At 40.6% G+C, this 23,130-nt stretch carries 23 protein-coding genes and 1 pseudogene; 2 read left to right on the forward strand and 22 right to left on the reverse strand.

All coding sequences use genetic code 11. The features are described from left to right. Positions 1-622: 622 nt before the first annotated feature. The 12 genes from AS888_RS07865 to AS888_RS07920 form a co-directional block, all read right to left on the reverse strand. The gene (locus tag AS888_RS07865; protein WP_061141595.1) at positions 623-1,330 is read right to left on the reverse strand and encodes a GntR family transcriptional regulator; all 708 of its coding nucleotides are present in this window, start codon (positions 1,328-1,330) and stop codon (positions 623-625) included. Between the two features lie 240 nt (positions 1,331-1,570). Continuing rightward, the gene (locus AS888_RS07870; RefSeq protein ID WP_081092346.1) at positions 1,571-2,632 is read right to left on the reverse strand and encodes a YeiH family protein; all 1,062 of its coding nucleotides are present in this window, start codon (positions 2,630-2,632) and stop codon (positions 1,571-1,573) included. Between the two features lie 53 nt (positions 2,633-2,685). After that, positions 2,686-3,435, reverse strand: a complete 750-nt coding sequence (locus tag AS888_RS07875; RefSeq protein ID WP_061141596.1) for a PIG-L family deacetylase — start codon at positions 3,433-3,435, stop codon at positions 2,686-2,688. A gap of 152 nt (positions 3,436-3,587) precedes the next feature. Beyond that, positions 3,588-4,946: an aminotransferase gene (locus AS888_RS07880; protein WP_155645413.1), complete on the reverse strand. Its 1,359-nt coding sequence runs from the start codon at positions 4,944-4,946 to the stop codon at positions 3,588-3,590. Positions 4,947-5,004: 58 nt separating this feature from the next. Further along, positions 5,005-6,768 carry a sulfoacetaldehyde acetyltransferase gene (gene xsc, locus AS888_RS07885; RefSeq protein WP_061141597.1) on the reverse strand — a complete coding sequence of 588 codons (1,764 nt, stop codon included), beginning with the start codon at positions 6,766-6,768 and terminating at the stop codon, positions 5,005-5,007. A gap of 167 nt (positions 6,769-6,935) precedes the next feature. Continuing rightward, complete coding sequence (gene phnX, locus AS888_RS07890; RefSeq protein WP_061141834.1) at positions 6,936-7,790, reverse strand: phosphonoacetaldehyde hydrolase; 855 nt, start codon at positions 7,788-7,790, stop codon at positions 6,936-6,938. A gap of 54 nt (positions 7,791-7,844) precedes the next feature. Beyond that, the gene (locus AS888_RS07895) at positions 7,845-8,303 is read right to left on the reverse strand and encodes a hypothetical protein (RefSeq protein WP_061141598.1); all 459 of its coding nucleotides are present in this window, start codon (positions 8,301-8,303) and stop codon (positions 7,845-7,847) included. A gap of 198 nt (positions 8,304-8,501) precedes the next feature. Then, positions 8,502-9,914, reverse strand: a complete 1,413-nt coding sequence (locus AS888_RS07900) for an amino acid permease (protein WP_061141599.1) — start codon at positions 9,912-9,914, stop codon at positions 8,502-8,504. A 352-nt stretch (positions 9,915-10,266) separates the two neighbouring features. After that, entirely contained in the window at positions 10,267-10,884 is a 618-nt protein-coding gene (locus tag AS888_RS07905; RefSeq protein ID WP_221408571.1) for a YitT family protein, read from the reverse strand. A gap of 449 nt (positions 10,885-11,333) precedes the next feature. Continuing rightward, the gene (gene tatC, locus AS888_RS07910) at positions 11,334-12,068 is read right to left on the reverse strand and encodes a twin-arginine translocase subunit TatC (RefSeq protein ID WP_155645414.1); all 735 of its coding nucleotides are present in this window, start codon (positions 12,066-12,068) and stop codon (positions 11,334-11,336) included. Between the two features lie 122 nt (positions 12,069-12,190). Then, positions 12,191-12,391: a twin-arginine translocase TatA/TatE family subunit gene (locus AS888_RS07915; RefSeq protein ID WP_057913607.1), complete on the reverse strand. Its 201-nt coding sequence runs from the start codon at positions 12,389-12,391 to the stop codon at positions 12,191-12,193. Positions 12,392-12,453: 62 nt separating this feature from the next. Beyond that, a complete protein-coding gene (locus AS888_RS07920; protein ID WP_061141601.1) occupies positions 12,454-14,196 on the reverse strand; it encodes an alkaline phosphatase D family protein in 1,743 nt (580 codons plus the stop codon). Positions 14,197-14,617: 421 nt separating this feature from the next. On the opposite strand from AS888_RS07920, the gene AS888_RS24955 reads away from it, so the two are divergent. Further along, complete coding sequence (locus tag AS888_RS24955; RefSeq protein ID WP_100532630.1) at positions 14,618-14,785, forward strand: aspartyl-phosphate phosphatase Spo0E family protein; 168 nt, start codon at positions 14,618-14,620, stop codon at positions 14,783-14,785. A gap of 203 nt (positions 14,786-14,988) precedes the next feature. Beyond that, on the forward strand, positions 14,989-15,384 hold the full coding sequence (locus AS888_RS07925; protein WP_061141602.1) for a DnaA N-terminal domain-containing protein: 396 nt from the start codon (positions 14,989-14,991) through the stop codon (positions 15,382-15,384). Positions 15,385-15,546: 162 nt separating this feature from the next. Here the strand turns inward: AS888_RS07925 and AS888_RS24960 are convergent. The 10 genes and pseudogenes from AS888_RS24960 to AS888_RS07970 all read right to left on the reverse strand — a co-directional run bounded on the left by AS888_RS24960 (position 15,547) and on the right by AS888_RS07970 (position 23,130). Next, positions 15,547-15,667: pseudogene (locus AS888_RS24960) on the reverse strand (helix-turn-helix domain-containing protein). A 26-nt stretch (positions 15,668-15,693) separates the two neighbouring features. Beyond that, positions 15,694-16,176 (reverse strand): DUF2975 domain-containing protein, encoded by a 483-nt coding sequence (locus AS888_RS07930; RefSeq protein WP_061141603.1) that lies wholly within the window; start codon positions 16,174-16,176, stop codon positions 15,694-15,696. Between the two features lie 425 nt (positions 16,177-16,601). Next, complete coding sequence (locus tag AS888_RS07935) at positions 16,602-17,216, reverse strand: DUF2306 domain-containing protein (protein WP_260320158.1); 615 nt, start codon at positions 17,214-17,216, stop codon at positions 16,602-16,604. A gap of 12 nt (positions 17,217-17,228) precedes the next feature. Next, positions 17,229-17,666, reverse strand: a complete 438-nt coding sequence (locus AS888_RS07940) for a hypothetical protein (RefSeq protein WP_061141604.1) — start codon at positions 17,664-17,666, stop codon at positions 17,229-17,231. 42 nt (positions 17,667-17,708) lie between these two features. Next, complete coding sequence (locus AS888_RS07945) at positions 17,709-18,713, reverse strand: DJ-1/PfpI family protein (protein WP_397251175.1); 1,005 nt, start codon at positions 18,711-18,713, stop codon at positions 17,709-17,711. Positions 18,714-18,846: 133 nt separating this feature from the next. Continuing rightward, positions 18,847-19,443 (reverse strand): TetR/AcrR family transcriptional regulator, encoded by a 597-nt coding sequence (locus AS888_RS07950; protein ID WP_061141606.1) that lies wholly within the window; start codon positions 19,441-19,443, stop codon positions 18,847-18,849. A 321-nt stretch (positions 19,444-19,764) separates the two neighbouring features. Further along, the gene (locus AS888_RS07955) at positions 19,765-20,916 is read right to left on the reverse strand and encodes an FtsW/RodA/SpoVE family cell cycle protein (RefSeq protein WP_061141607.1); all 1,152 of its coding nucleotides are present in this window, start codon (positions 20,914-20,916) and stop codon (positions 19,765-19,767) included. A gap of 287 nt (positions 20,917-21,203) precedes the next feature. Then, on the reverse strand, positions 21,204-21,992 hold the full coding sequence (locus AS888_RS07960) for an ABC-2 transporter permease (protein ID WP_061141608.1): 789 nt from the start codon (positions 21,990-21,992) through the stop codon (positions 21,204-21,206). After that, entirely contained in the window at positions 21,989-22,894 is a 906-nt protein-coding gene (locus AS888_RS07965) for an ABC transporter ATP-binding protein (protein WP_061141609.1), read from the reverse strand. Before AS888_RS07965 ends, AS888_RS07960 begins: the two co-directional genes overlap by 4 nt. Continuing rightward, a complete protein-coding gene (locus AS888_RS07970) occupies positions 22,891-23,130 on the reverse strand; it encodes a PLD nuclease N-terminal domain-containing protein (RefSeq protein ID WP_061141610.1) in 240 nt (79 codons plus the stop codon). Before AS888_RS07970 ends, AS888_RS07965 begins: the two co-directional genes overlap by 4 nt.

Below are 23,130 nucleotides of genomic sequence, written 5' to 3' on the forward strand. Positions count from 1 at the left end.
TATTTATTTCCACAACCAGCTTAAGCATTTTAACCAATGGTTATTCATAAAGCTAAACCACCCTCATACCCATTGTGATCAATCACTCGAACACCGTCATTGATTGACTCTATAATCGCTTTCCACCAGCCTATGCTATTTTCACTGATTGAAGCAGTGTTTTATGATTTGGTTGCTCTTTCAAGGAATTAACTCCTTTCACTTATATCCTATTGTTAACCCAAAATTACCTCTTCATTTAGTTAATGTCTTTTTTCGTCTAAATCATTACTTCTCATTCGTGAAAATTTCCTGCGTGTTCGCTATTTGTCGTTTGCCATGTCTGGAGTAGTGAGTCGCTGTCAGCCCTTGACGACAATAAGGAGGTGAAGCTATGCGTTTACTTATCATTGTGTGCAACCGTATTGTTTACCTTTGTTATCGTTTCGTTTTATGTTTGTGTACAAGTATGCATAAAAGGCGTTTAAGGACTTGGTTTTGAGCTTCTGGGGGGCCGAATTGTCTTGAGAGGGGCTGAACCATTATTTCATCAGGCAGCAAATTCCTTTACACAGATCGAGGATCGAAAATGACCTAAGCCTCTCTACTTCAATGAAAGGTTTAGGTCACTTCCTGTGGAAAATCAGTTCTTCCGGGACATTTTCATAGTGAATGAGTACATATCCGATCGGAATATCCCTTTATAATATTCTACTAAATTACCATCAGAATCAAAAATCATCCGTTCCGTAATCAGCAGGCACATCGTTTCGGGTATACCCAAATGCTCTGCATCTTCTTTTGTTGGGAATCCACAGGTAATGATCTGTTCCGCTTCACAAAAGTTAATGTTTAAATCTCCTTCGAGTGCATCATACAATACTGTGGTACTCAAATCGAATTGGGTCAATTTTTTCCCTAGTTCCAAAGAATAATAATGCAATTCAATGGCTATGGGGACATCCCCCTGTAAACGCAACCTTTTGATTTGGTATGATTCATCCTCAAACCCATTTGCATCAGCTATATTTTCAGGTGTCCGTACACGGCCATGATCAAGTAATTTAATTCCCATGCTTTTTGTAGTCTCAGTGAAACTTATCATCTTAAGCCATTCCTGTACAGGTTTAAGGGATACGAACGTTCCCTTGCCATGCCTTTTTTCCAATATACCCTCACGGACCAGGATGGAAACTGCTTCCCGTACAGTGCTCCTGCTGACCGAATACATATCCATGAGTTCCCTTTCACTCGGAATTTTGTCCTTATAATAACCATCCAAAATCTGATTTTCCAATATAGTTTTTAATTGAGCATGTAAAGGGAGTGGATTATTAAAGTCTAACTCCATAAAATTTCCTCCAAACAAATAAAGACATTGTAATGTTCGTATCAGTTCTTTTATTGTAAACCAAATAGTTATAATATTCAAACACGGCAACAATTCACCTTTCCTTACCACAATTCGTGTTCAGGTGTAAATAACCGTTTCATTTTTATGTAGTCAAAAGCCCTGAATAGCAACGGCTATTCAGGGTAGATCTTTTTTCGGTATCAAGGGGGATAACAATGGAAAGCTTCCATACATATATTAAACGAAAAAGTACGATATGATGGAAAGGAGCAAAGAAGTCATCGTCATGGCTATAAGGGGACGCATGGCTTTTGTGCGAAGTGCCTGCAGGCTTACATTCAGTCCTAGACCGATCATGGCCATTGTCAAAACAAAAGTGGTCGTTTTAGAAATACCGTCCATTACGGCAGGTGATACTGTAATATAAGTTCCAAACACATAACTCCCGATTAAACTCATGATAATAAAACCAACGAGAAACCATGGAAAATCAATTTTTGCACCACGGCCCGTTTTATCCTTTGTCCGCTTTTTCATCCAATACATAAAAATGAAACATAATGGGATAAGTAAAAAAACACGGCCCAATTTGGCAAGGAGTGCAATCGCTAGCGCATCTTCACCTGCAGGCGCCCCTGCCAATGCAACATGGGCGATTTCATGAAGACTGATCCCTGACCATATACCGTAATCCACATTCGATATCGGAAGAATCGGACGTATGAGGGTGTATATGATAGAAAATAGTGTTCCCATTAAAGCGATGATCCCGACGCCTATGGCTGTATCTTCTTCCTTAGCTTTCACGATGGGAGAAATTGCCGCGATGGCTGCTGCGCCGCATACCCCTGTTCCTACCGCAAGCAGAAGGGAAATGGATGTATCCGCCTTTAACCACTTTGCAATCAGGACCATTACGACGATGGCAAATGTTACTGTCCCTATGTCACGTACCAACAATGGCAAACCCTGATTGAAAATCACATCGATATTTAATCTCAACCCGTATAAAATAATGGCAAAACGCAATAGTTTTTTTGCGGAAAATTCAATCCCAGTCCGGAATTTTTCTGGATATCCCGCGATTTGACGATAAATAACGGCGATGATGATCGAGCACGCAAGAGGTCCTATTCGATTGAATCCTGAAATTTCAGATAGCCCCAAGCCTAATAGGGCGATAAAAAAAGTGAAGGCAATACCGCTCAACCATAACAGCTTGCTATTACGAAGCGGTGATTTCAATTTTTTCGGCTCCTCAATGGATTCTCCCAGAGGCCCATATTTTTCTAATTCCATACATTCCTTCCCCCTTTCCATCTAGCACAGACTTTCCACAGCTAATATACGGGTCATCCCATCCTTTCAATCGTTTGAAAAAGATCAGTTTCTTCTATATTAGTAGGAGAATAACCTCTGATGAAATACTCGACTTCCCCTAAAAAAGGCAAGCTCGGATTATGGTCCCCCCACAATTCCGGAACGGCTAAAGTCTGGGAACGATGGGACCTTAGGGCACGAATCTTTTTCTGTAAAGTTCCTGTTATATTCACTGTTGTGATACTGCCCTGCCCGTTTTTATTTAGCCAATCCTCATAAAAAGCGTACCAAAGGACAAAGTACAGACTATGGATCTTAAAAGCCGGAAAAACGGGATCTGGAAAAAAATCGGGATCACCGGATTTTAGAAAAGCATATTCGGCAGCACGGCCAATCGCACAATGGTCGGGGTGTCCCCCATATTTTTCATGGAACGTGACGAGTGCATCCGGTTGAACTTCACGAATCACCTTTATGATTCTCTCCGCCAATAAATCAATCGATTCAAATTCAATCGTTTTATCCCTTACATGTAAAAATCGCAGGTCTTTGATCCCTAATTCTTCACAAGCGCCTTTTAACTCCCTTACCCTAAGTCCAGGCAATGACTCCCTTGTTGTAAGAATGGGATTTCCCATGCGTCTGCCCATTTCGCCTTTTGTCGCACATAACAAAGTTATTTGAATACCACGCTCTGACATTTTGGCAATGGTTCCGCCACACAGAAATGATTCATCATCGGGATGTGCAAGTACCACTAATAACCTGCGCTTTGTTTGCATAGTTCCTCCTAATTGGTATTGTCCAGGTCCTATAGGGTTTGGCCCTACATAAAATAAAAACATGGACATGGATGTCAAAACAACTAGACATATCATGCCCATCTTCTTTAATTGGTTACGGTATGTCTCTAGGGACAATCACCTTTTACGGGTTAGCATAATTCATATAAAACGGATTTTACTGTTTCAATGACAAAATCTACATCTTCATTTGTTGAAGATAAAGGCGGTGCGATGATCAATACATTCCCATAACCAGGAACTGTATCTCCGTTACGGCCGATGATAAGCCCTTTAGCCTTACATGAACCTATTACTTTCCCCATGAATTCATCGGAAACTGGCGTTTTTGATTTTTTATCTTCCACTAATTCAATTCCATATAAAAATCCAACCCCGCGTACCTCCCCGACCTTATCAAGGGCTGTCAATTCAAAGAGCTTACTTAACTTAGTTTCACTTAGTTGGGCAACTCTTTGAACAATCCTTTCTTTTTCGATGATTTCAATATTCTTAAGAGCCACTGCACATGAGGCAGGATGGCCTCCATATGTTGACACATGCCTAAAGTGATTTAAATCACCATCACCTTTGAATTTATCATAAATCCTTGAATTCACCGCTGTTGCCCCAAGTGGAAGATATCCACTGGTCAAACCCTTTGCCATCGTTACAATATCTGGCTGAACCTCATCTGAATGCATGAACCCGAACATTTTTCCAGTTCTTCCAAAACCTGAAACCACCTCATCCACAATTAAAAGTACATCATGCTTCTTACAGATTTCAGCAACTTTTGTTAAGTATTCTTTTGAAGGAATAAGGACCCCTCCACCAGAGATGAATGGTTCAAGAATAACGCCAGCTACCGTTTTGGAGCCTTCAAAGTTAATAACCTGATCGATATAATCCGCTGCAAGAAGGTCGGAGTTTTCAACGTTTTCCCCAAACGAACTACGATAACTGTACGGCGGCGGCACATGGAGGAAACCTGGAACACCCGGGTCATATTTCTCTCTCCGATTCGCTTGTGCCGTTGCGCTTAATGAGCCAAACGTATTACCATGATAAGCTCGATACCTGGAAATGAATTTATATTTCCCAGGGTTTCCATTTTGAGAATGATATTGACGAGCGATCTTGAATGCGGTCTCATTCGCCTCCGATCCGCTGTTCGTAAAAAAAGTTGTATACGGACCCTTTAAGTGTTCACTTATTTTTGCCGATAATTCGATGGCCGGCTTATGGCTTAACGTTAAAGGGAAATAAGATAAGTTAATCATTTGTTCATAGGCTGCCTGGGCGATTTCTTTCCGTCCGTGGCCCAGATTCAAGCACCATAATCCGGAAACTCCATCTAAATATTTATCTCCTTTAGTATCCGTGAACCATGAGCCTGCTCCTTCCGTAGCCATCATGGGAGCATCCTTTTCATTATAGCGATGCATTGCATGCCATAAATGATCTTTATCCATTTGAACAAGGTCTTTCGTTTCAGTTTCTAACTTCACAATTGAACCCCCTTATTATTCATTGAGTCATCGCGCCACCGTTACACCTTTCACACCCTCATTTATCCCAGTTTTTATGATCTAAATGAGAATATTTTTCTAGTAATCTAGTAGGCATTTTTAATGCATCTTTTCTAAATGGAGGAGCTAACTGTGTTCCATCCACTTGGATGTCAATGACAGTCGGTTTGTTTGATTTTATTGCTTTTTCTATGGCAGACCCTAGTTCCTCAGGTTTTTCCACTCTAATACCTACTGCACCCATTGATCGTGCAACTTCTGCAAAATCAGGATTTTGGATGTCCGCACCTACAAAACGGTTATTATAGAAATCCACTTGGTTCTTTTTCTCTGCGCACCATGCATTATTATTGAAGACGCACGCGATGACTGGGATGTTTTCTTCAACGGCCGTACTCACTTCATGTAAGCTCATCCCCCATGCCCCATCTCCAACAATGGCTAAAACAGGCGTATTTGGCTCAGCTAACTTGGCACCTAGTGCGGATGGGTAAGCAAATCCTGTATTCCCGAATGTTAGCGCAGCGATATGTCTTCTGCTCTGGTTGAATTTCAAGTAAGCGTTTGCAGTTGACGATACATTACCGATATCAGTAGTGACGATGGCATTTTCGGGCAACACCTTAGTCAATTCCAAAAGGGCTCGACGCGGATTGATCGGTGTTCCATCGATCATCGCAAGTTTGACCAATTCTTCTTCCCATTTTTGTTTTTCATTCGTTACTTCGACAATCCGATTTTTTTCTTGTTTTACGTTAGGTTTATTTGCCTTCAAACGTTTCAGGATTTCACGACTCGCCTCACGGGCATCTCCGATGATTCCAACTTCGACGGGATGTGTTCTGGCAATTTGCCTTGGGTTAATATCGATTTGGATGATTTGGGCATCTTTAGGGAAATAATCAATGTCATAGCATGGTAACGTACCAAATACTGATAATCTTGTACCGACCGCCAATATGACGTCCGCTTTCTTAAGTGTATTCATGGCCGCCTTTGAACCCATGTAACCGATCGGGCCGACTGATAATGGATGTTCAGAAGGAAAAGCATCATTATGCATATAGGAGACAGCTACCGGAGCTGTTAGATATTCTGCAATATTCTTAATTTCCTCAATGCCATCGGAATCAACCGTTCCCCTGCCGGAAATAATCACGGGATACTCAGCCTCAGCCAAAATTTCCGCTGCTCTATTCAAGGAGGCAGAAGACCCGCAACCTCTTTCATCTACGCGATATTGATGTGGTTTTAGTATTTGATCTTCCACTTCACCATAGAAGTAATCACGGGGGATATCGAATAATACCGGTCCCCTCTCGGCATAGGCAATCCGAAATGCTGTCCTAAGGCAATCAGCGACCCGGCCTGGATGTGTCACTCTCACCGTTTCTTTCGTGATGGCCTTGAAGATGGAAACTTGATCACATTCCTGAAAACCATCCCATCCAACCGTTGGTGTGCCAGCCGAAGGAGAGATGACTACCATTGGAGTATGAGCTTGATTGGCCGCTGCAACGGAGGTGACCATATTGGTCATTCCCGGTCCGTTTTGCCCGATGACGACTCCGGCAACACCTGAGACACGACAATAGGCATCTTCCATATGTGCTGCACTTTGTTCATGGCGGACACCTATGAAACGGATGCCTGCAGTTGGCAATAAATCAAGCATATCCATGAAGGCAGATCCCAGTATTCCCGAGATATGTTTAACTCCCTCGGCCACTAACGTCTCAACGATTGCTTCACTTGGTGTCATTTTAACTTTCGTTCCCCTTACCGTTTTTGTTTCGACCATAGCGCATTCTCCTTAATTATATTTATTTCTGATAACGACGTTGCGACGTCCGTACCAGTTATAAGATGTATAATACTCCCATTTGACCAAACCGTCAATCAATAAATTGAATTTTTTGAATATTTTAGTTTCCCCATTCATGCAGGACTTCATGAACAAACGTCTACTTAACTAATAAACGTATCCTTTTTTTCGGTCAATCTGTAGTCGATCCTATCAATGATCTCCAATAAATCGCCTATTTCATCAATCACGAAATCGGCACCTGCATTAAGAAAACGGTTTTCAGCAGTTTTCATACGGGATTGCAGCTCATAAGGATCCATTTCGTTGATTTCTGTTTCTGAAAGGCCAATTTCACTGCCGCCTTTCAATACGGCAACCGTCCACATTCCCGCAGAAATGCCTTCTTTGATGTCACTGATCGTATCGCCGACTTTAACGATTTTGCTGAGTGGATATACTTGGAGATCCATTGCCGTCTTAAAGCACATCCAAGGTGCAGGCCTTCCTGCAGGCACATCGTTGGACGCAACGATGGAATCTGGTTGATAACCCCATATTTTCGCCTCTTCTTTAACAATATTAATCATTTCACGAGTATACCCTGTTGTCGAACCGATTTTTATTCCTTGCTGCCTTAAACGCCTGACTAATTCAATTACGCCAGGTATAGGTTTGGCATTTTCCTTGAGAACCTTTAAAAGCAAAGCCTCAAAGTCCTTATATAAGAATTCAAGATTTCCTTCGTCCGGTTCTTTCGCGAATTTAGCAATCCATAAATTCCGGATTCGAGTCATGTTCAAGAGTTCCCTTATATGATCCATTTTCGATAAACCCATGGGCTCCCTTGCTTCCTCGATGGTAATTTCAATTTCCCTTATCCTGAATATCTCGACAAATGCTTCAACCGGCGCCAAACAACCATAATCCACCGTCGTTCCTGCCCAATCGAATATTACTGCCTGTACCTCGTTCCGTCCTTTTGCATTTCCCAAGCCAATCCCCTCTCCCTTCTCCATCTCTTTCCCCGTCAAAAAAAAACATTTTGTGATGGATCCGAATATACCGTACATTCAATTCACTTCTTTCAAAAATAACTGTAAATCTTCTATCGCCGCTTTAGAGAGTTCCTCGATTTTTTCTGTGTCTTTTTCAGGATTTCCTGACTCCCCGATTAATGGGTAGAGATTTTTCTCAATTCGTTCATACCAGTCGGGAAAATCATCTTCCACTTGCTTCTCTATCGAATCCCAATCGGAACTGACCTTTTTACCCAGTTCTTGAATTTTCTCTGGATCTGCCTCGGCACTTCCTTCAGTTACCAAAGCATTTATTGATTGAACGACTTCGGCGACACCAGTTTCAATACCTTCTGCATCCTGGGTCTCTGCTGCACTTTTATCGGACCTCTCATTTGTAACCGGATTTTTTTCTTGGTTGTGTTCGTCCGGTTTTATCGTATTGTTACAGGCTGACAGCAGCAACATGGTGCCAAAGATGAGCCCATTGGTCAATAAACGGGAAACATTCAAGATAATCCCTCCATCATGATCCTAAAAGACAATGCCGCCTCATGCTTGTTGGTACATGGCACTCTTTTTTCTATGGGTATCATATTCTAGTTGAAAAGTGCTTGAAGAAATTCATCTGAGGAATAACTTAGAAGTATACAAAACAATCTGTACTATAGTTCAATTAAGTCTATTCTGGTTTAGTGCCCTTGCTAAAAACTATAACTTTTCGGAATTGGGGGCACCATGAACCATATTTAATTCACTCTCCATATATTTCGCTTTTCTTCGTCGAATGAAAAAGAAAGAACAAATTACGATCAAGCTAAATAACATGGTAAAGATAAACTGAGGACGCTGGGAATCGATAAATGCCATCAATATGATCACGGAAACCATGGAAAGAATGGTTGCGTACGTTAAATACGGGAATAACCACATCTTGATCTTGAATACCCCTGGATTTTCTTTCTCCATCCTCTTCCTTAATCGGAGATGAGATACCGCAATCGATAAATAGACAAGTATTCCGACCCCACCCGAGGAATTCACTAAAAAGAAAAAGATTTTATCTGGTGAGACGTAACTGAAAATGGTGCTGATGAAGGCAAATAATGTAGAACCGATGACAGCAAGAATAGGGACACCGTTCTTGCTCACCCTTGAGAATAGCTTTGGTGCATCACCCTTTTGTGCAAGGGAGAATAACATACGGGAGCTTGTATATAATCCGGAATTCAAACAGGAAAGCAATGCAATGAGAATCACTATATTCATGATCAGGGCAGCAGAAGGAATTCCTAGCATTTCAAGTACGGCAACAAACGGACTTTTCAGCAAGGAAGCCGAATTCCATGGTAAAAGGGTCACTAGTACGGCAATGGATCCGATATAGAAAATCAGGATTCTCCAAACCACACTGTTCAATGCACTTCTTACTGATTTAACTGGATCACTCGTTTCACCAGCCGCAATTGCAGGAATCTCCACTCCTACAAAAGCATGGAAAACAATGGCGACCCCGACAAGTACCGAGCTTATCCCATTTGGAATAAAACCGCCAAAGTTCAAAAGGTTGGAGGTACCAGGTGGTTTTATCGATGGGATAAAACCTAAGATCACTGCAACGCCCAGACAAAGAAATAGGATGATACTGATTATTTTAATGATGGAAAACCAGTATTCAAACTCACCAAACGATTTAACGGAAAAAATATTCGTCAGCTTCAAAAGGATAATCAGCGAGAGACTTATGACCCAGACCGGAACGGAAGGAACCCAGCCATGTATGATTGCAGCTCCTGCTGTCGCTTCCAATGCAATTACGATAACCCAAAAGAACCAATATAACCAACCAGTGGTGAAACCGGCCCATTCACCGATTCCTTCTCTTGCATAAACCGCAAATGATCCAGTATTGGGATTTACGGTTGCCATTTCCCCAAGCATTCTCATGACTAAAACAACGATCAAGCCTGCCAAAACATATGATAAAATCGCTCCGGGGCCCGTTTGACCAATAATGATACCGCTTCCAACGAATAAACCAGCACCGATGACTCCACTCAATGATATCATCGTTAAATGTCTTTGTTTCAGACCTGGTTTCAGTTCTTCTTGTTGATGTTTCATACCCTCCACCAACTTTCAATATTTTGGGGAATCAACTAAAGATAATCACTACATCGATGTAAAAGTAAAGATTTCGCTTTCTGTCCCTTACATTTTCACAAGGAAAGTGGAGCTTGGAACCTCGGCCTATTCAAACAACTCAGGATATGACTCTATGACTATTCCCCCTTCCTATTATCCAATTCTGTAAGAGGTAATAACATCACTACGTCATGACGTTAGTACCACTTACTATGGTTATAATACACTCTGATTTTTTTAAAGTCAATCCAAAATCAGAATATTTGGATAATGAAATGAAAATCGAAGTTGCAATGTGTGGAGAGCCTACATACAACATCCTGCAAAGGTGTCATATTTCTTTCGCTCTGGAAGTCTCATCCTTTGTATGATCCTTATCTGCCTTTAGCGAATTTTGCTTTCTATCCAGCATTTTCTTTAAAAAGTATGAAAAGAGCAAGGTAAACGCAACACCCTTCATGATCGATGAATAACCGTAAACAAGAAGCCCTAGGACCAGTACAATTAGATTTATTATTCTTATTGTCACTGCAATATCTATTTTTTCATTTTTATGATGTAAAATTAGCGCGATCACATCAAAACCAACAGTAGTGGCATTTGCTGTTATACATAGATAGTATCCTACCGCTATCAAAATCGACGATATTAGAACGACTAAAACGATATTCAAGTCAAAACGTATATTCAGTGAATAAAAAATATTGAAAAACAACATATAACTAAGCGAACTTACTATCGACTTAACGAAGTACTCTTTACCTAAAAAAACTAAACAAATGATTAACAAAAATCCGGTAACGAAATTAGCCAGCAGGGCCAGGTCATAGCCCGATAAAGCATTCAATAACAACGCAGAGCTAGTTACGCCCCCATTGATAATTTCATTGGGCACGATTAAGCAAGCATAAGCAAAAGTCATCGAAATGTTTCCTGCAATAATTTTCATGAAATCTTTCATGAGTACTCACCTTTCCTTTCATACATTTTGAACCTCGATATGTATTTATACTGTAATGATAAAATCAACATTCATTACTCCATCGACTTATTTCGAATCATTCAGGATTTTACGTTGCTAGAGTAAAATTGCAGGTTTTTTGATCGAGTGCCGTTGTAAATTCAGGTGATTACAATTATTCGCTAGTAAGAATCCTCTCTCCTTCAAAAAAATAAATAAACATGCCCTGGGTCATGCTTGGCATGTTTATGCATCTTTTCCGGCAATGGATGAAAACCCATTATGGATGCTTGAATTGATGCTTGATTGTCCTAATCACTTCTCAAAGTATTATTTTGCCCTCAAAAAAGTTGAGGAGAATACCCGCCTCAACTTTTTTGTATACCTTTAAATATTTCCTAAGAAATGTTTTTTTTCAAAAGATTGGTAGATACATTTCATATTACAGATAGAGCTGCTCCCTCTCTCATAAGCCTTTTTCTATAAACAAGATTGGACAGCTGGACACTCATTTCATAAAGCATAAGCAAAGGGATGATGACCAAAATATCCGAAAGGATGTCAGGCGGCGTAATCACGATAGAGATGATAACAAGAGCGAAGTAAGAAATCTTGCGTGACTTTTTCAGCACGGTAGGATTAATGATTCCTAATCTGGTCAGAAACATGACCACAAGCGGCATTTCGAATAAAACGCCAAATGGCAGGATCAAATTAATCATGAACCGAAAATATTTTTCCGCAGTGAACACTATCTCGAACTGCCCCGCGGATAGGGAGGTGAGGAAACCTAGCACGATGGGAAACAACACAAAATAACCGAATGAGATGCCGGTTATGAATAAAATGAACAACCAAGGGATGAAACGGAATGTCACTTTTCTCTCTTCCGGTTTCAACGCAGGCGCTACAAAACGCCATAACTGATAAGCTGCCAGCGGGATCGTTGCAGCGATTGAGCTAACCGCAGCGATCATCATATATACCCAGAGGATATCACTTGGTCCAAGCACGGCAAGCTTCCCGTCCATATCCTTAATGAGCACCTCATAAATATCCTGTACGAAAATGAAACTCACTATGAAGGCAGCGACAAATCCTATCAGCGTTTTAATGATTCTGCTTCGGAGCTCTTCCATATGCTCCATAACATGTACTTCCTTGCTCCCCACCTTCACCACTCCTTTTCAAGAATCCCGTTATTGATCGATGGCTTCATCAAAGGCTTACATTTCCTGATTGCGATATGAAAAAGAAGCGGGCGAGCCTTTCCACCCACTTTATCTCTTCATACTCATCCTTTTTTTAATGCTGCCTTTTTCTCATTTTCATCCTCTTTATCTGAATCATTCACCAATCCTTTAGTTGCACTTTTGAACTCGGTTAAAGTACGACCGAAGGCACGGCCGATTTCCGGCAGCTTCGACGGTCCAAAAATGATCAATGCGATCACGAGAACGATGACTAGCCCGGGTATCCCAATATTAGAAAGCATCCAAATTCACTCCAATCCTTTTTCAATAAATTTTTTGCATACATTATTCCGTTGACGCTTCATCAATTCGTAACTTTGCCTCGCTGCTTCATTTTTTGCTTTTCATGTGCTCGACCATGTGCGCGCGTCCGGTCCTCCTCGACTTCGCTCGTTTTTTTGACACCATCCGTTACCGGGGCGGCTGCCACCTTTCGTAGGCCCGTTTGGTCTTTATCAAAAACGAAGGAGGCCCTTGTCGATATGTCGGCTCCTGGTTCGGTGACGAATGGGACTACGCGATAATCCGCCTTCCATTGTTCAGGTGTTACTTGACAACGGACATAACCGCGGTAATCATTAAAAAACTTAATATGAGAATTCTGACTTAGTATTTTATCCGTATCGGAACGCATATCTGCCCCATTGCCCCCGGATGTGATGGATGTACCGACAAACTCCACGCCGAAAATGCGCGAATTGGGATCGTTGAAGTCCTGTTTCAAATTGGCGGCCCAGCTTGCATGTACATCACCGGTCAATACAACCAGATTTTCGATGTTGCTGCTTTTTATGACATCTATCAACCGGTCACGTGCGGCCGGGTATCCATCCCAGGAATCCATGCTGAATTTCGGCGCGGCAGGCGTTCCATAATTCCGCTGGGCAAAGAAAATTTGCTGCGGCAGCACGTTCCACTTCGTTTTTGAATTTGAAAGACCATCCGTCAGCCACTGTTCCTGCTCTTGTCCGAGCAAGGTTCGCTTCGGATCAAGAGATTCAGGGGTTTGCGGTGAGCTCGTGTCGCCATTTGCCTGATCATCCCTGTATTGACGTGAATCAAGTACAAAGAATGAAGCAAGGCCACCATATGAGAAATTCCGGTATAAGCGCATATCGGCTCCTTTAGGCAATGACGATTTACGAAGTGGCATATGCTCATAATAAGCTTGATAGGCAGCTGCCCTTCGCTTGATGAACGCCTCGACGGATTGTCCCTTTTCCGGGATGACATTTGCATAATTATTTTCAACTTCATGATCATCCCAAGTCACGACCCATGGAAATGCAGCGTGTGCCGCTTTTAAATGAGTATCGGAGCGGTATTGGGCATATCTATTCCGATAATCCTCAAGGGTGATGATCTCGGGACTGTTATGTACTCGAACATTACCTGTTGTGGCAATATATTCATTTGGCCCGTATTCATATATGTAATCTCCAAGGTGAAAGACAAGATCCAGATCTTCTTTTGCCAAATGCTTGTAAGCCGTATAATATCCATGCTCGAATTGCTGACAAGAGACAAAGGCGAAGGACAGGCTTGAAACAGTTGAACTAATTGACGGAAGTGTTTTCGTCCTCCCGATCTGACTTACTTCCCCGCCGCTTTTAAACCGGTAATAATAGACCTTATCCGGTTTTAGCCCGCTTACATCCACATGCACCGAATGTCCAAGCTCAGGTTTGGCTACTTCCTTACCATGCTGGACAATTTTCCTGAAATGCTCATCCTTGGCCACTTCCCATTTAACGGCGATGGATTCATTGGGCATTCCCCCTCCATTCAACGGATCCGGTGCCAGCCTTGTCCATAAGACCACACCATCCGGGAGCGGATCACCTGAGGCTACGCCGAGGGTAAAAGGGTAATCACTGAACTTAGGAGCTGCATTCACTTCAATCCCGCCCATTGACTGGGCAAGGGCTAGACCTAATGAAAGCCCGGCAAGCTTGCTTGCTCCCTCGATAATATCCCTGCGGTCCATATTCTTGCCTAGTTCGCTCCAATTCTTCATTAAATCTTCCATTGCTCTCTCATTATTCATGGGTCTTTCCCTCCTAATAGTTGAATCTGCTTCAAGTATAGAAGGATTTTTTTAATGATATATGAAGAAGTGTTAAACAATGAATGCCTCATTTAGGGATTTACATTCATGACTTTTGGTACCAGCGATACGAAAGTAACGCTGATGTTCACTCCATTAATGACATCGACCTACGAACTCTTACACATCATGACAGACCTTCGTCTTATTTTTCTTCATGAATCATTTATTGAATCATTACATATACCAAATGGATAATGGGTCAAATGCAGGACCCAAAAGGCTGTTGCTGTCATTACAAAGGATTGAACACTATTTAAATAAGTAAATACTTAACTTTTCATTTAAAAACATCCTAATTTATGTAATAATAGAATTTATACCAAAAAAATAGTACTCGAGGGATTTTGCATTGGATAGTATGGAAGCATTACATGAAAAAATCGAGATATTGAGGAAAGAATTAATAACCACCGCATTAAAGTATGGATTCACTGCACCAAACACTTTACATATTAGTCAGGAATTAGATAAACTATTGAATTTACTAGGGCATGAAAAAGAAATGATTGGTTTTCAGCAAATGTAAAACAAACATATAAATTGCAGTGTACGAGATTCACCAAAGAAGATCATACAGCTGCTTCTCCTAGACAATATCTCCTCATCTTTTCTTGAATCAACTATACATGAGACCTCCTGTATGCATAATGGTCCTGTTTCGGTTCATAAGACTAGAACACGAACTGAATTCAATGGAAATACCTAACCAGACATCAAGGAGAGCGGACAATGAATGATAAAGATATATTAATGAAGGAATTAAAAGACCTAAAAACTTCACTTGAACATGAGGTAAGACGTGTCACGAAAATAATCGATCATTTAACACGGGAAAATGAAACGAAACCCCCGACGGAAGATGGCCACATACATATGGAAATATCGAATGAACAGGACTTGTTCTCTTTAGTTAAAGTGCAAATGCAGAAAAAGATCAGCAAGCCAAGTTACGAAACATGGTTTAAAGGTGTGTTCGTATCATCGGATGAAAATGGCCTAATGACATTAGTTGCACCTAATGAATTCGCCAGAGATTGGTTAGAAGAGCGCTACGGTGAATCGATAAAATCCTCACTTAAGGATATCAGCGGCAAAGATTACGAGATCCGGTTCATTGCGAAATAAGGCAACTACAAGATAAAGAAACGAAGAACCCATAAGGCTCCTTCGTTGGTATGATTCCCCGATTGAAATTACAGGCAGCCAACAGGCTGTTTTTTTGAACTTAAACTGCTCACAGGTCATTTAGTCGCGAGATCGAATCCTTTTTCTTATCCAGATAATGAATTAATATCTTTGATATTCTAGACTATCACCTGGTTGACACGCTAAAACTTCGCAGATTTTTTCTAATGTTGACATTCTCCATCGTAATCCCACCCCTCTCGGAAAGCTCCGTTACGCTCATTTTTCGTTTTGCTACCTTTACACAACTCAGACCGTTAAATCATTTTCCGATTTTATATTAATGGCTTCTTGTAATAGTCTTTGGAGTACAGCAGCAAAAAAGGCAATCACCATAGAGGCGAAAATAATCACCAATCCGATAGGTCTAAAACTTGGAGGGTCGACTCTTTCCGCCATAAGATAGTAGAGTGGCATACCCAGCAGGTACAAGGTACTGATTGTGATGGCAGAGTACTTTATATTCTTTAAAGCCTTTACCGATAATTCCGAGAACGCCTGATTCTTATCAATATAGCTTAAAAGTTTAAAAGCTTGATACAAAGCAAAGTAAAAAGGGATCGCTGCCGCATACATATCTATTAAAACGAGAGATTTCATATAAGCAATATCTGGATATAATTCTCCAGCAAAATTCCCGATCTTAGGCACCAAAAATATGCACAAGGCAAGAACGGGAATTCCTATAAAAATAACAGCTAGCTTTAAAAAGAGTGTCGTAACTTGTTTCACAAAAAGCACCTCACTTGAGTATCTTCACCATAATTTTAATGGAATTTTTATCGATTTACAATAAATAATTATCCTTTTGCGCGGAATTATTAACTGAAAAATGCTCCCTGACTTAAACTAGTCTTTATCCACTACCTGATCCATCAATATAAATAAATAATTTTGTTAAAAACCATCCTCCTCCAATAAATGGCCAGATTGTTCGAAATGGTCAATCAACACTTTTCAACTATCCTGCGCACCGTCATATTCCTGTAGAGCATTCTTCAAAAAAACAGAGCCCCTCAGTATGATGAGAGGATACACAAACCAAAACTCATCTTAAAGAGGAAGCTCTACTATGAATGATAAAAAGGCAAAGCAAACAAATTCAACTATTTAAATGAATCACGAATCGTCAATTTTTTTCGTTTTACAAAATCTCCCTAAACTGTCTTCTTTCTGATTAACAACTCCGCTAACGAAAGATTAAGCATCCAGCAAAGCCAAACTGCTATCGTGTATGAAGTGTCGTAAGAAAAGCTTAGTGCATTGTGGGAAATCGCGACGATTATATAAATTATCATGTTGGCAAAGGAAAGAAAAAAGCTTCTAACCATCCACTTGCTGTGGGCAAGTACTTGCCTCTTCTTAATATACGAATAGCCAAGTAGTGTTGTGGTTATCCATAGAGTGTTTAAAATGAGAAAGCCTACAGTACTTACCCAACCTCCCGTTGCAAAGAATGACACATACAATCCAGGAATGTAATTTAAGGCAATTGATAAAACATAAATACGGCCATTCCACCGATGAAATTTTAAAAACTTGACCCGAATTGACTTAATGATTCCAAGTGGACCGGTTAAAAGCGAGATGATGGCTAACATAATGTGAATACGAATCATAATCACCCACAACGATTCATTTGCCAGTAGCTCGTCTTTTTTTGACAGAAACCCTTGAAAATTGGGATCGACCATAAAGTTTTTCGAAAGAGTATGGAGTACCCACATTAACGGAATAATTAATATGATCGTCCTTATTACTTTATCTTTCAATGTGTCTTCCTCCTATACTTTAAGCAAACTCTGATTCGTCATAATTAGAACGGCAATTAAGATCGTTAAAAACATCACCCAGCTCATCGTTCTTAACTTTGTAAGGTTTTCCGCGAAATGATTACGGGGATGTTCTGCTTTAATAATTCCCTTGAACGTTTGGAGAATCATCCCCATCAGTGCACCTATCAACAACAGCAGAACAACTGCTATACTCACCCACAGGATTGAAGGAAACGCTGAATATCCTGTTACCATAGCCCACCCACTTATCATTAGAAAGATAAGCGCATAGTGACCAGAACGGAGAAAGCTCAAAGCCATTCGAAGAAATCCAATAATCTCATCACCTGTACGAGAAAATATCGTCTTAATCATCCAAGGAAGCACGAGAAAGCTTCCAAGAAATAACGCGCTTGTTACATGAATGAATATCAATAACTGATACATATTTAACTCCTTATCTAGTTAGTAAATATCCTTTGTGACTCCCTATAACACACGGTGCCCCACTAGTTTTGATGAAGGCAGCCTTCCCGCTTTTGCTTCACCAGACATACTGTCTCCATTGACCGAAACAGAGAATTTCAAATTTAAACGCATGGGCTTCGTTGACAACATCGACCATTGTAATCGATCGCCTTCAATGATAAGATTCTCTAATGTAGCGACATCGTCCCCTTGCTTAGCGGTCCCGTAGAATCGTCCATCTTCAGAAAATAGATTCAAAAGTACTGATAGCTTACCAATCGGTGTTGAAAGAGTCGTGTCCCATTCCCCTACGAAAGTATTATCCAATCCACCTTTCATAGATGGGAGGGGAGGCGCGACGATTGTTACTTCAATTTCTTTTTCTTCTTTTGGTGTATTTCCTACTGCTTTCCACACTGTCCCTCTACGTTCATATTCGAATAATTGTTCAACTGCATGCGCAATACGAGGACCTAATTCTCGTTCAATCAGATAAAGGGCCACATCGATTCCCGAAGTAACACCACCGCCAGTTACTAAATTTCCGTCATCTACAATTCGTGCATTGATAGGAATTGCATCCGTCGCATGTAATAATTCCATTCCCATATGATGCGTTACGGCATGGCGACCGACTAATAAACCGTTCATTGCTAGAATGAGAGAACCTCCACAGACTGTGGACACAAGTGTGTCTGAAGTATTCAAAGCATATTTTAACATGTTACTTAATTCCGTCTCCGTCGCCCTCTTTAACTTTGCAGGCACTGAATCGGCTCCACCCCCATAAACTGATCCGGAAGCGCCAGGCACAAGGATGATTCCGCCACGAGTTACGTCAAGCTTACCGCTCGCTGGAATCAGCAAGTCATTAATACCACTTTTCACCATGCGTTTTCCTTCTGCTGTTACCAGTTCCACTGTTAACTCTTGATTGGTAAACATCGCCGCAGCAGTAAAAACTTCATAAGGAGCAATTGCATCTAGTAGATCAAAACCATCAAATAACACAACTTGGATATGCATCAATAAATACCTCGCTTTTCGAATCTTTTAGGACCGAACCGTCCGGTCCGATAAGGATATTCTATCTTAGGAAACATAGTTATGCAACCAGTGGAAATGTGAACATTTATTGAACGGAAGGTAAAAGTACCTCCTACCTTCCATTCTTGTAATGCTTCAACAATACTTCAACTTGTTCAATACTGTGGAATATGTGATCATTATTGAGTGATAAACGGCTTGCCATCACTGCACCTTCAATTGTTGAAAACAGAAAGGAAGCAAGTGAATAAGAATTAACGTCTTGACGAAATTCTTTACTTCTAATCCCCTCTTCAATGACAGATTGAATAAAAAGTAATGTTTGATTATAAGCTTCCGAAGCTTTCTCATGAAGCTCCTGGAAACCAAAATCGCTTTCAATGGCTGTATTCAGTAAAGGGCAACCTCCCTCAATAGGCGGATTATGAACAGCATCCTGATAGACATGGCACATAGCAATTAATTTCTCTGTTGCTGTTCCCTTAGACTTGGTAGACTCAAAGAAATGACTCCAAATAATACCTCCAGCGTAATCAAAAGCAGCAAGAGCGATTTCATTTTTATTTTCAAACCTTCTGTAGATTGCCCCTTTGGGTAGGCCCGATTCACTCATAATATCCTGAATAGATGTTTGACTATAACCTTTTTTATTAAACAAAGCCAAGGAGGTCTTAATAATAAGATCCCGTGTCTCATCAATCTTCGTCATTATCTGTTTGCTCCTCTATATAACTGATTTACGTTTATTATATCGATAATCTCCCTAACTATAAAGGAATGTATCAATACATACACTTAGTGGCCGCCTTGTTCAACATCACAAAGGTTCACTAGAAGGCCCTTTTTCAGTGTTTCATGAAGACGTGACCAACCTAACATAAAAAATGATTGCCTTACTATTAAGTGGTTTTAAGGCTTGTTAGGTGAAATAGCGGTGAAGGAAGCATACATCATCCCTGATTTTATATGCTTTTTAAACGAAAAAAAGACCAAGCATCGCTTGATCTAAGAACTGTCATGAGGATATTTGTCACTCATTCGAAAACATGTAATCCTTCTTCTTCAATGAAACATTCAATACGAGTCCAAGCCCCATCATCGTAGCCATTACCGAACTGCCTCCATAGCTCATCAACGGAAGCGGAATTCCCGTGATGGGAATCAGCCCGATGACCATTCCAATATTTTGAAAGATGTGAAAGGTCAAGAAGGAGATGACCCCTACACAAATGAAGGATTCGAAAAAAGAGGAATTCAGAGCTGTCGCAACGATTTTATAGATAATGAAGAAATAAAGGGATATCAGCAAACTCGCCCCAATGAACCCAAACTCCTCGGCAACTATCGTAAATATGAAATCGGTATGTGCCTCAGGTATGTAGACATCGCTTTGGTTGAAGCCTTTCCCGTCGGTCATGCCGGAACCGATTGCCAATATCGATTGCTTCAATTGGTATCCGATTCCCTGGCCATGTCCAAATGGATCGAGCCAGGAATTGATCCTATCCAATTGATAGCCATCCAATAAGCCCAATAATAGGTTAGGATCATACAAAAACGTAATTACTAGGGAACATATAAAAGCGACAACTACCGTAACCACGGATGCGATCATCTTCCAATTGATTCCCGATACGAGGACAATCCCCATGGTGATGACGGCCATTACCAATGAAGTACCAAAGTCGTTTTGCAACAGGGTTAGGCCAATAGGAAGAGCAGCCAGCAACCCCATCTTGCACAATAGCTTAATATCGAATCTTATATCCCCTACTGGAAACTTTTCAATATGTTTAGTCAGGATATGGGACAGCATCAATATTAAAAATATTTTCATGAACTCAGATGGTTGTATCGAACCCAATCCAGGAATTTCGATCCAAGATTTCGCCCCCTTCCTGACCGGGGCAATCGTTTCGGGGCCTAATAAGACGAACAATAGAAGCAAAATGCCGAATGAATAGATATATGGGGTCAATTTCATGATAGATTCAAAATCAAAATAAAAAATGATCAGGACCATCACACCACTTATGACAAACCATACGATTTGCTGTTGGAAGTAATCTACATTGAGCTGTGCATATTTTTGCGCACTGTATAAACTAACGCTGCTGAAAATCATCAATATGACAATTAACAGAGCCAGATTGGAATCAAAATAACTTTTTCGTTTATTCACATAATCACCGAATCTTTTTCAATTTTTTCGTACCTGCTTTTACATAGCGTTCTGATAACTTTAATTATTGGTTATGCCTCTCTTCACCTATCAACTCCCACCCAAAACACTCACCATCTAAATGTTACCATTTTTCCATTCGTTTGTTTCATTTTTTTCTATTTTTTCCACTATTATATTAATCTTGTGAAGGTTTCTTGACCTTGCGGTAGCAGAGATTGCGAAATTCACAAATAAAGTGAGTGATTCACAAGTAACACAACTCCATCCGTTTGATGTTTTTAAGGTTACACTTGATTGTATTTCTTATCAGAGATCCAATAATTCATTACATAAAACATCAAAACCATCCAAAATAACGCTACAAGCAGGCTGATTACAGCATGTGAACTTATTGTACCTGTGATGAGTAATGTCATGGCATGATTGCTCATACTTGCTGGATTGATTATATCGAGTACAGGATTTAAGTTGACGATGATTCTGCAACCTATAAGGAAGACAAGCGAGATTAAAGCGATCATGCCTTGACCATTACATATCATACTGATCAAGGCTGTAAAAGTGACGATAAAGAGGACCCATACAAGATACAACAAAAATGCAGGTATCATTAGTGAAAATGGAACATTCGTGAATAGGTAATTTGCATAGATAGTAGAAGCAATGTAACCAATTGCTACACTAAAGGCTGCAATCATAAAATTCGAGACGATTTTTCCAGCAATATAGGAATTTGCCTTAACAGGTCGAGTTAAAATAAATGCCAGCATCCCATCTGCTTTATCTGTCTGTATTATCCCCATCATTGAGATGACAAGGATCATAAGACCAAGCTGGTCAAATTGCGAACCTAATGTACTGGCTAATACTGCCGCCCCCTTAAGGGCTGGCAGATTCGGATCAATCATGATACCCTGTCCCCCGGACAATGCTTTGATGATAGAGGGCAAGTAATGGGTTACTATTGGCTGAGTGATCCCTAACAGGATAAAAACGAGTGGCATCCAAACAGCTTTATATTCCCTTAACATATGGATAAATTCTTTTTTCATTAGTACATTAAAGGCATTCATTTCATGACCACCAACTTATGAAAGATATCTTCTAAAGTATCGCTTTTCGTTTCGAATTTGATTATATCCACTTCATTTTCAAGCGCGTTTTTCAAAATTCGGGATTTGTTTTCTTCAATGTTTGCCACTTTTATATTGACCTCAGATCCAATGACCTCCACTTCCTTCACATAAGGCAATTTTTTTACAATGTTAATCCATCTATGATCCTTCGCTGTTATTTTCACGCAAAGCTTATTTTTCCAATTACGGCTTAATAGATTAGTAATCGTGGCATCTTCTATCTTCCTGCCATTTTTCATGATGGCAAACCTTTCGCATATTTCTTCCGCATCGCTCAAAATGTGGGTTGATAATAAAATCGTCGTTTCTTTTTTTATTTTCCCAATCAGGTTCAACACTTCCCTGCGGCCAATGGGATCTAATGCGGAAACCGGTTCATCCATGACAATTAGTGCAGGACTATGCAGCAACGCTTGAGCAATGCCAAGTCTTTGTTTCATGCCGCCTGAAAATGTGCCAATCTTGGAATCCCCTTCACCGCACAGACCCACCTTTGCTAAAAGTCCTGGTATGGTTCGTGTTAAACCCCGTTTTTGCAATCCAGAAAGTCTCCCCATGAACGTAAGCGTTTCTGTTGCTGTCATCCAATTATAAAAATTTGGATACTGCGGCAGGTAGCCAATTTGGCTTTTCATTTTCGATATGTCCTGTCCATCCAGCATAACTTCGCCTCGGTCTGAGTCCATGACATTCGAGATCACTTTTATTAAGCTGGATTTCCCCGCACCGTTCGGTCCGATCAAGCCGACACATGATCCAGCTTCGACATCCATCGAGAAATCATCTACAGCGATTTTTCCATTAAATGCTTTTGTCACATTCCGGATTTCAAGTTTCATAATCTATCGCGCTCCTTTCTGCCGATTACAAGATATAGAATTGGGCCAATCGTACTGACAAAAAGGATGACAGCGGTCCAAATGAGGAGGTTATCCCTCGTTTTTCTATGTCGGTACAAATCAATCCATGCAATGAAAACCAACAGGAAAGCCGCAGCCATAAATGGCAATATCACGGGGAGGAAGGCGAATATATCGATATTCATCAAATCATTAAAACCATAGTGCTTCTCCAT

The organism is Peribacillus simplex (assembly GCF_001542915.1).
Lineage (GTDB): Bacteria > Bacillota > Bacilli > Bacillales > DSM-1321 > Peribacillus > Peribacillus simplex_B.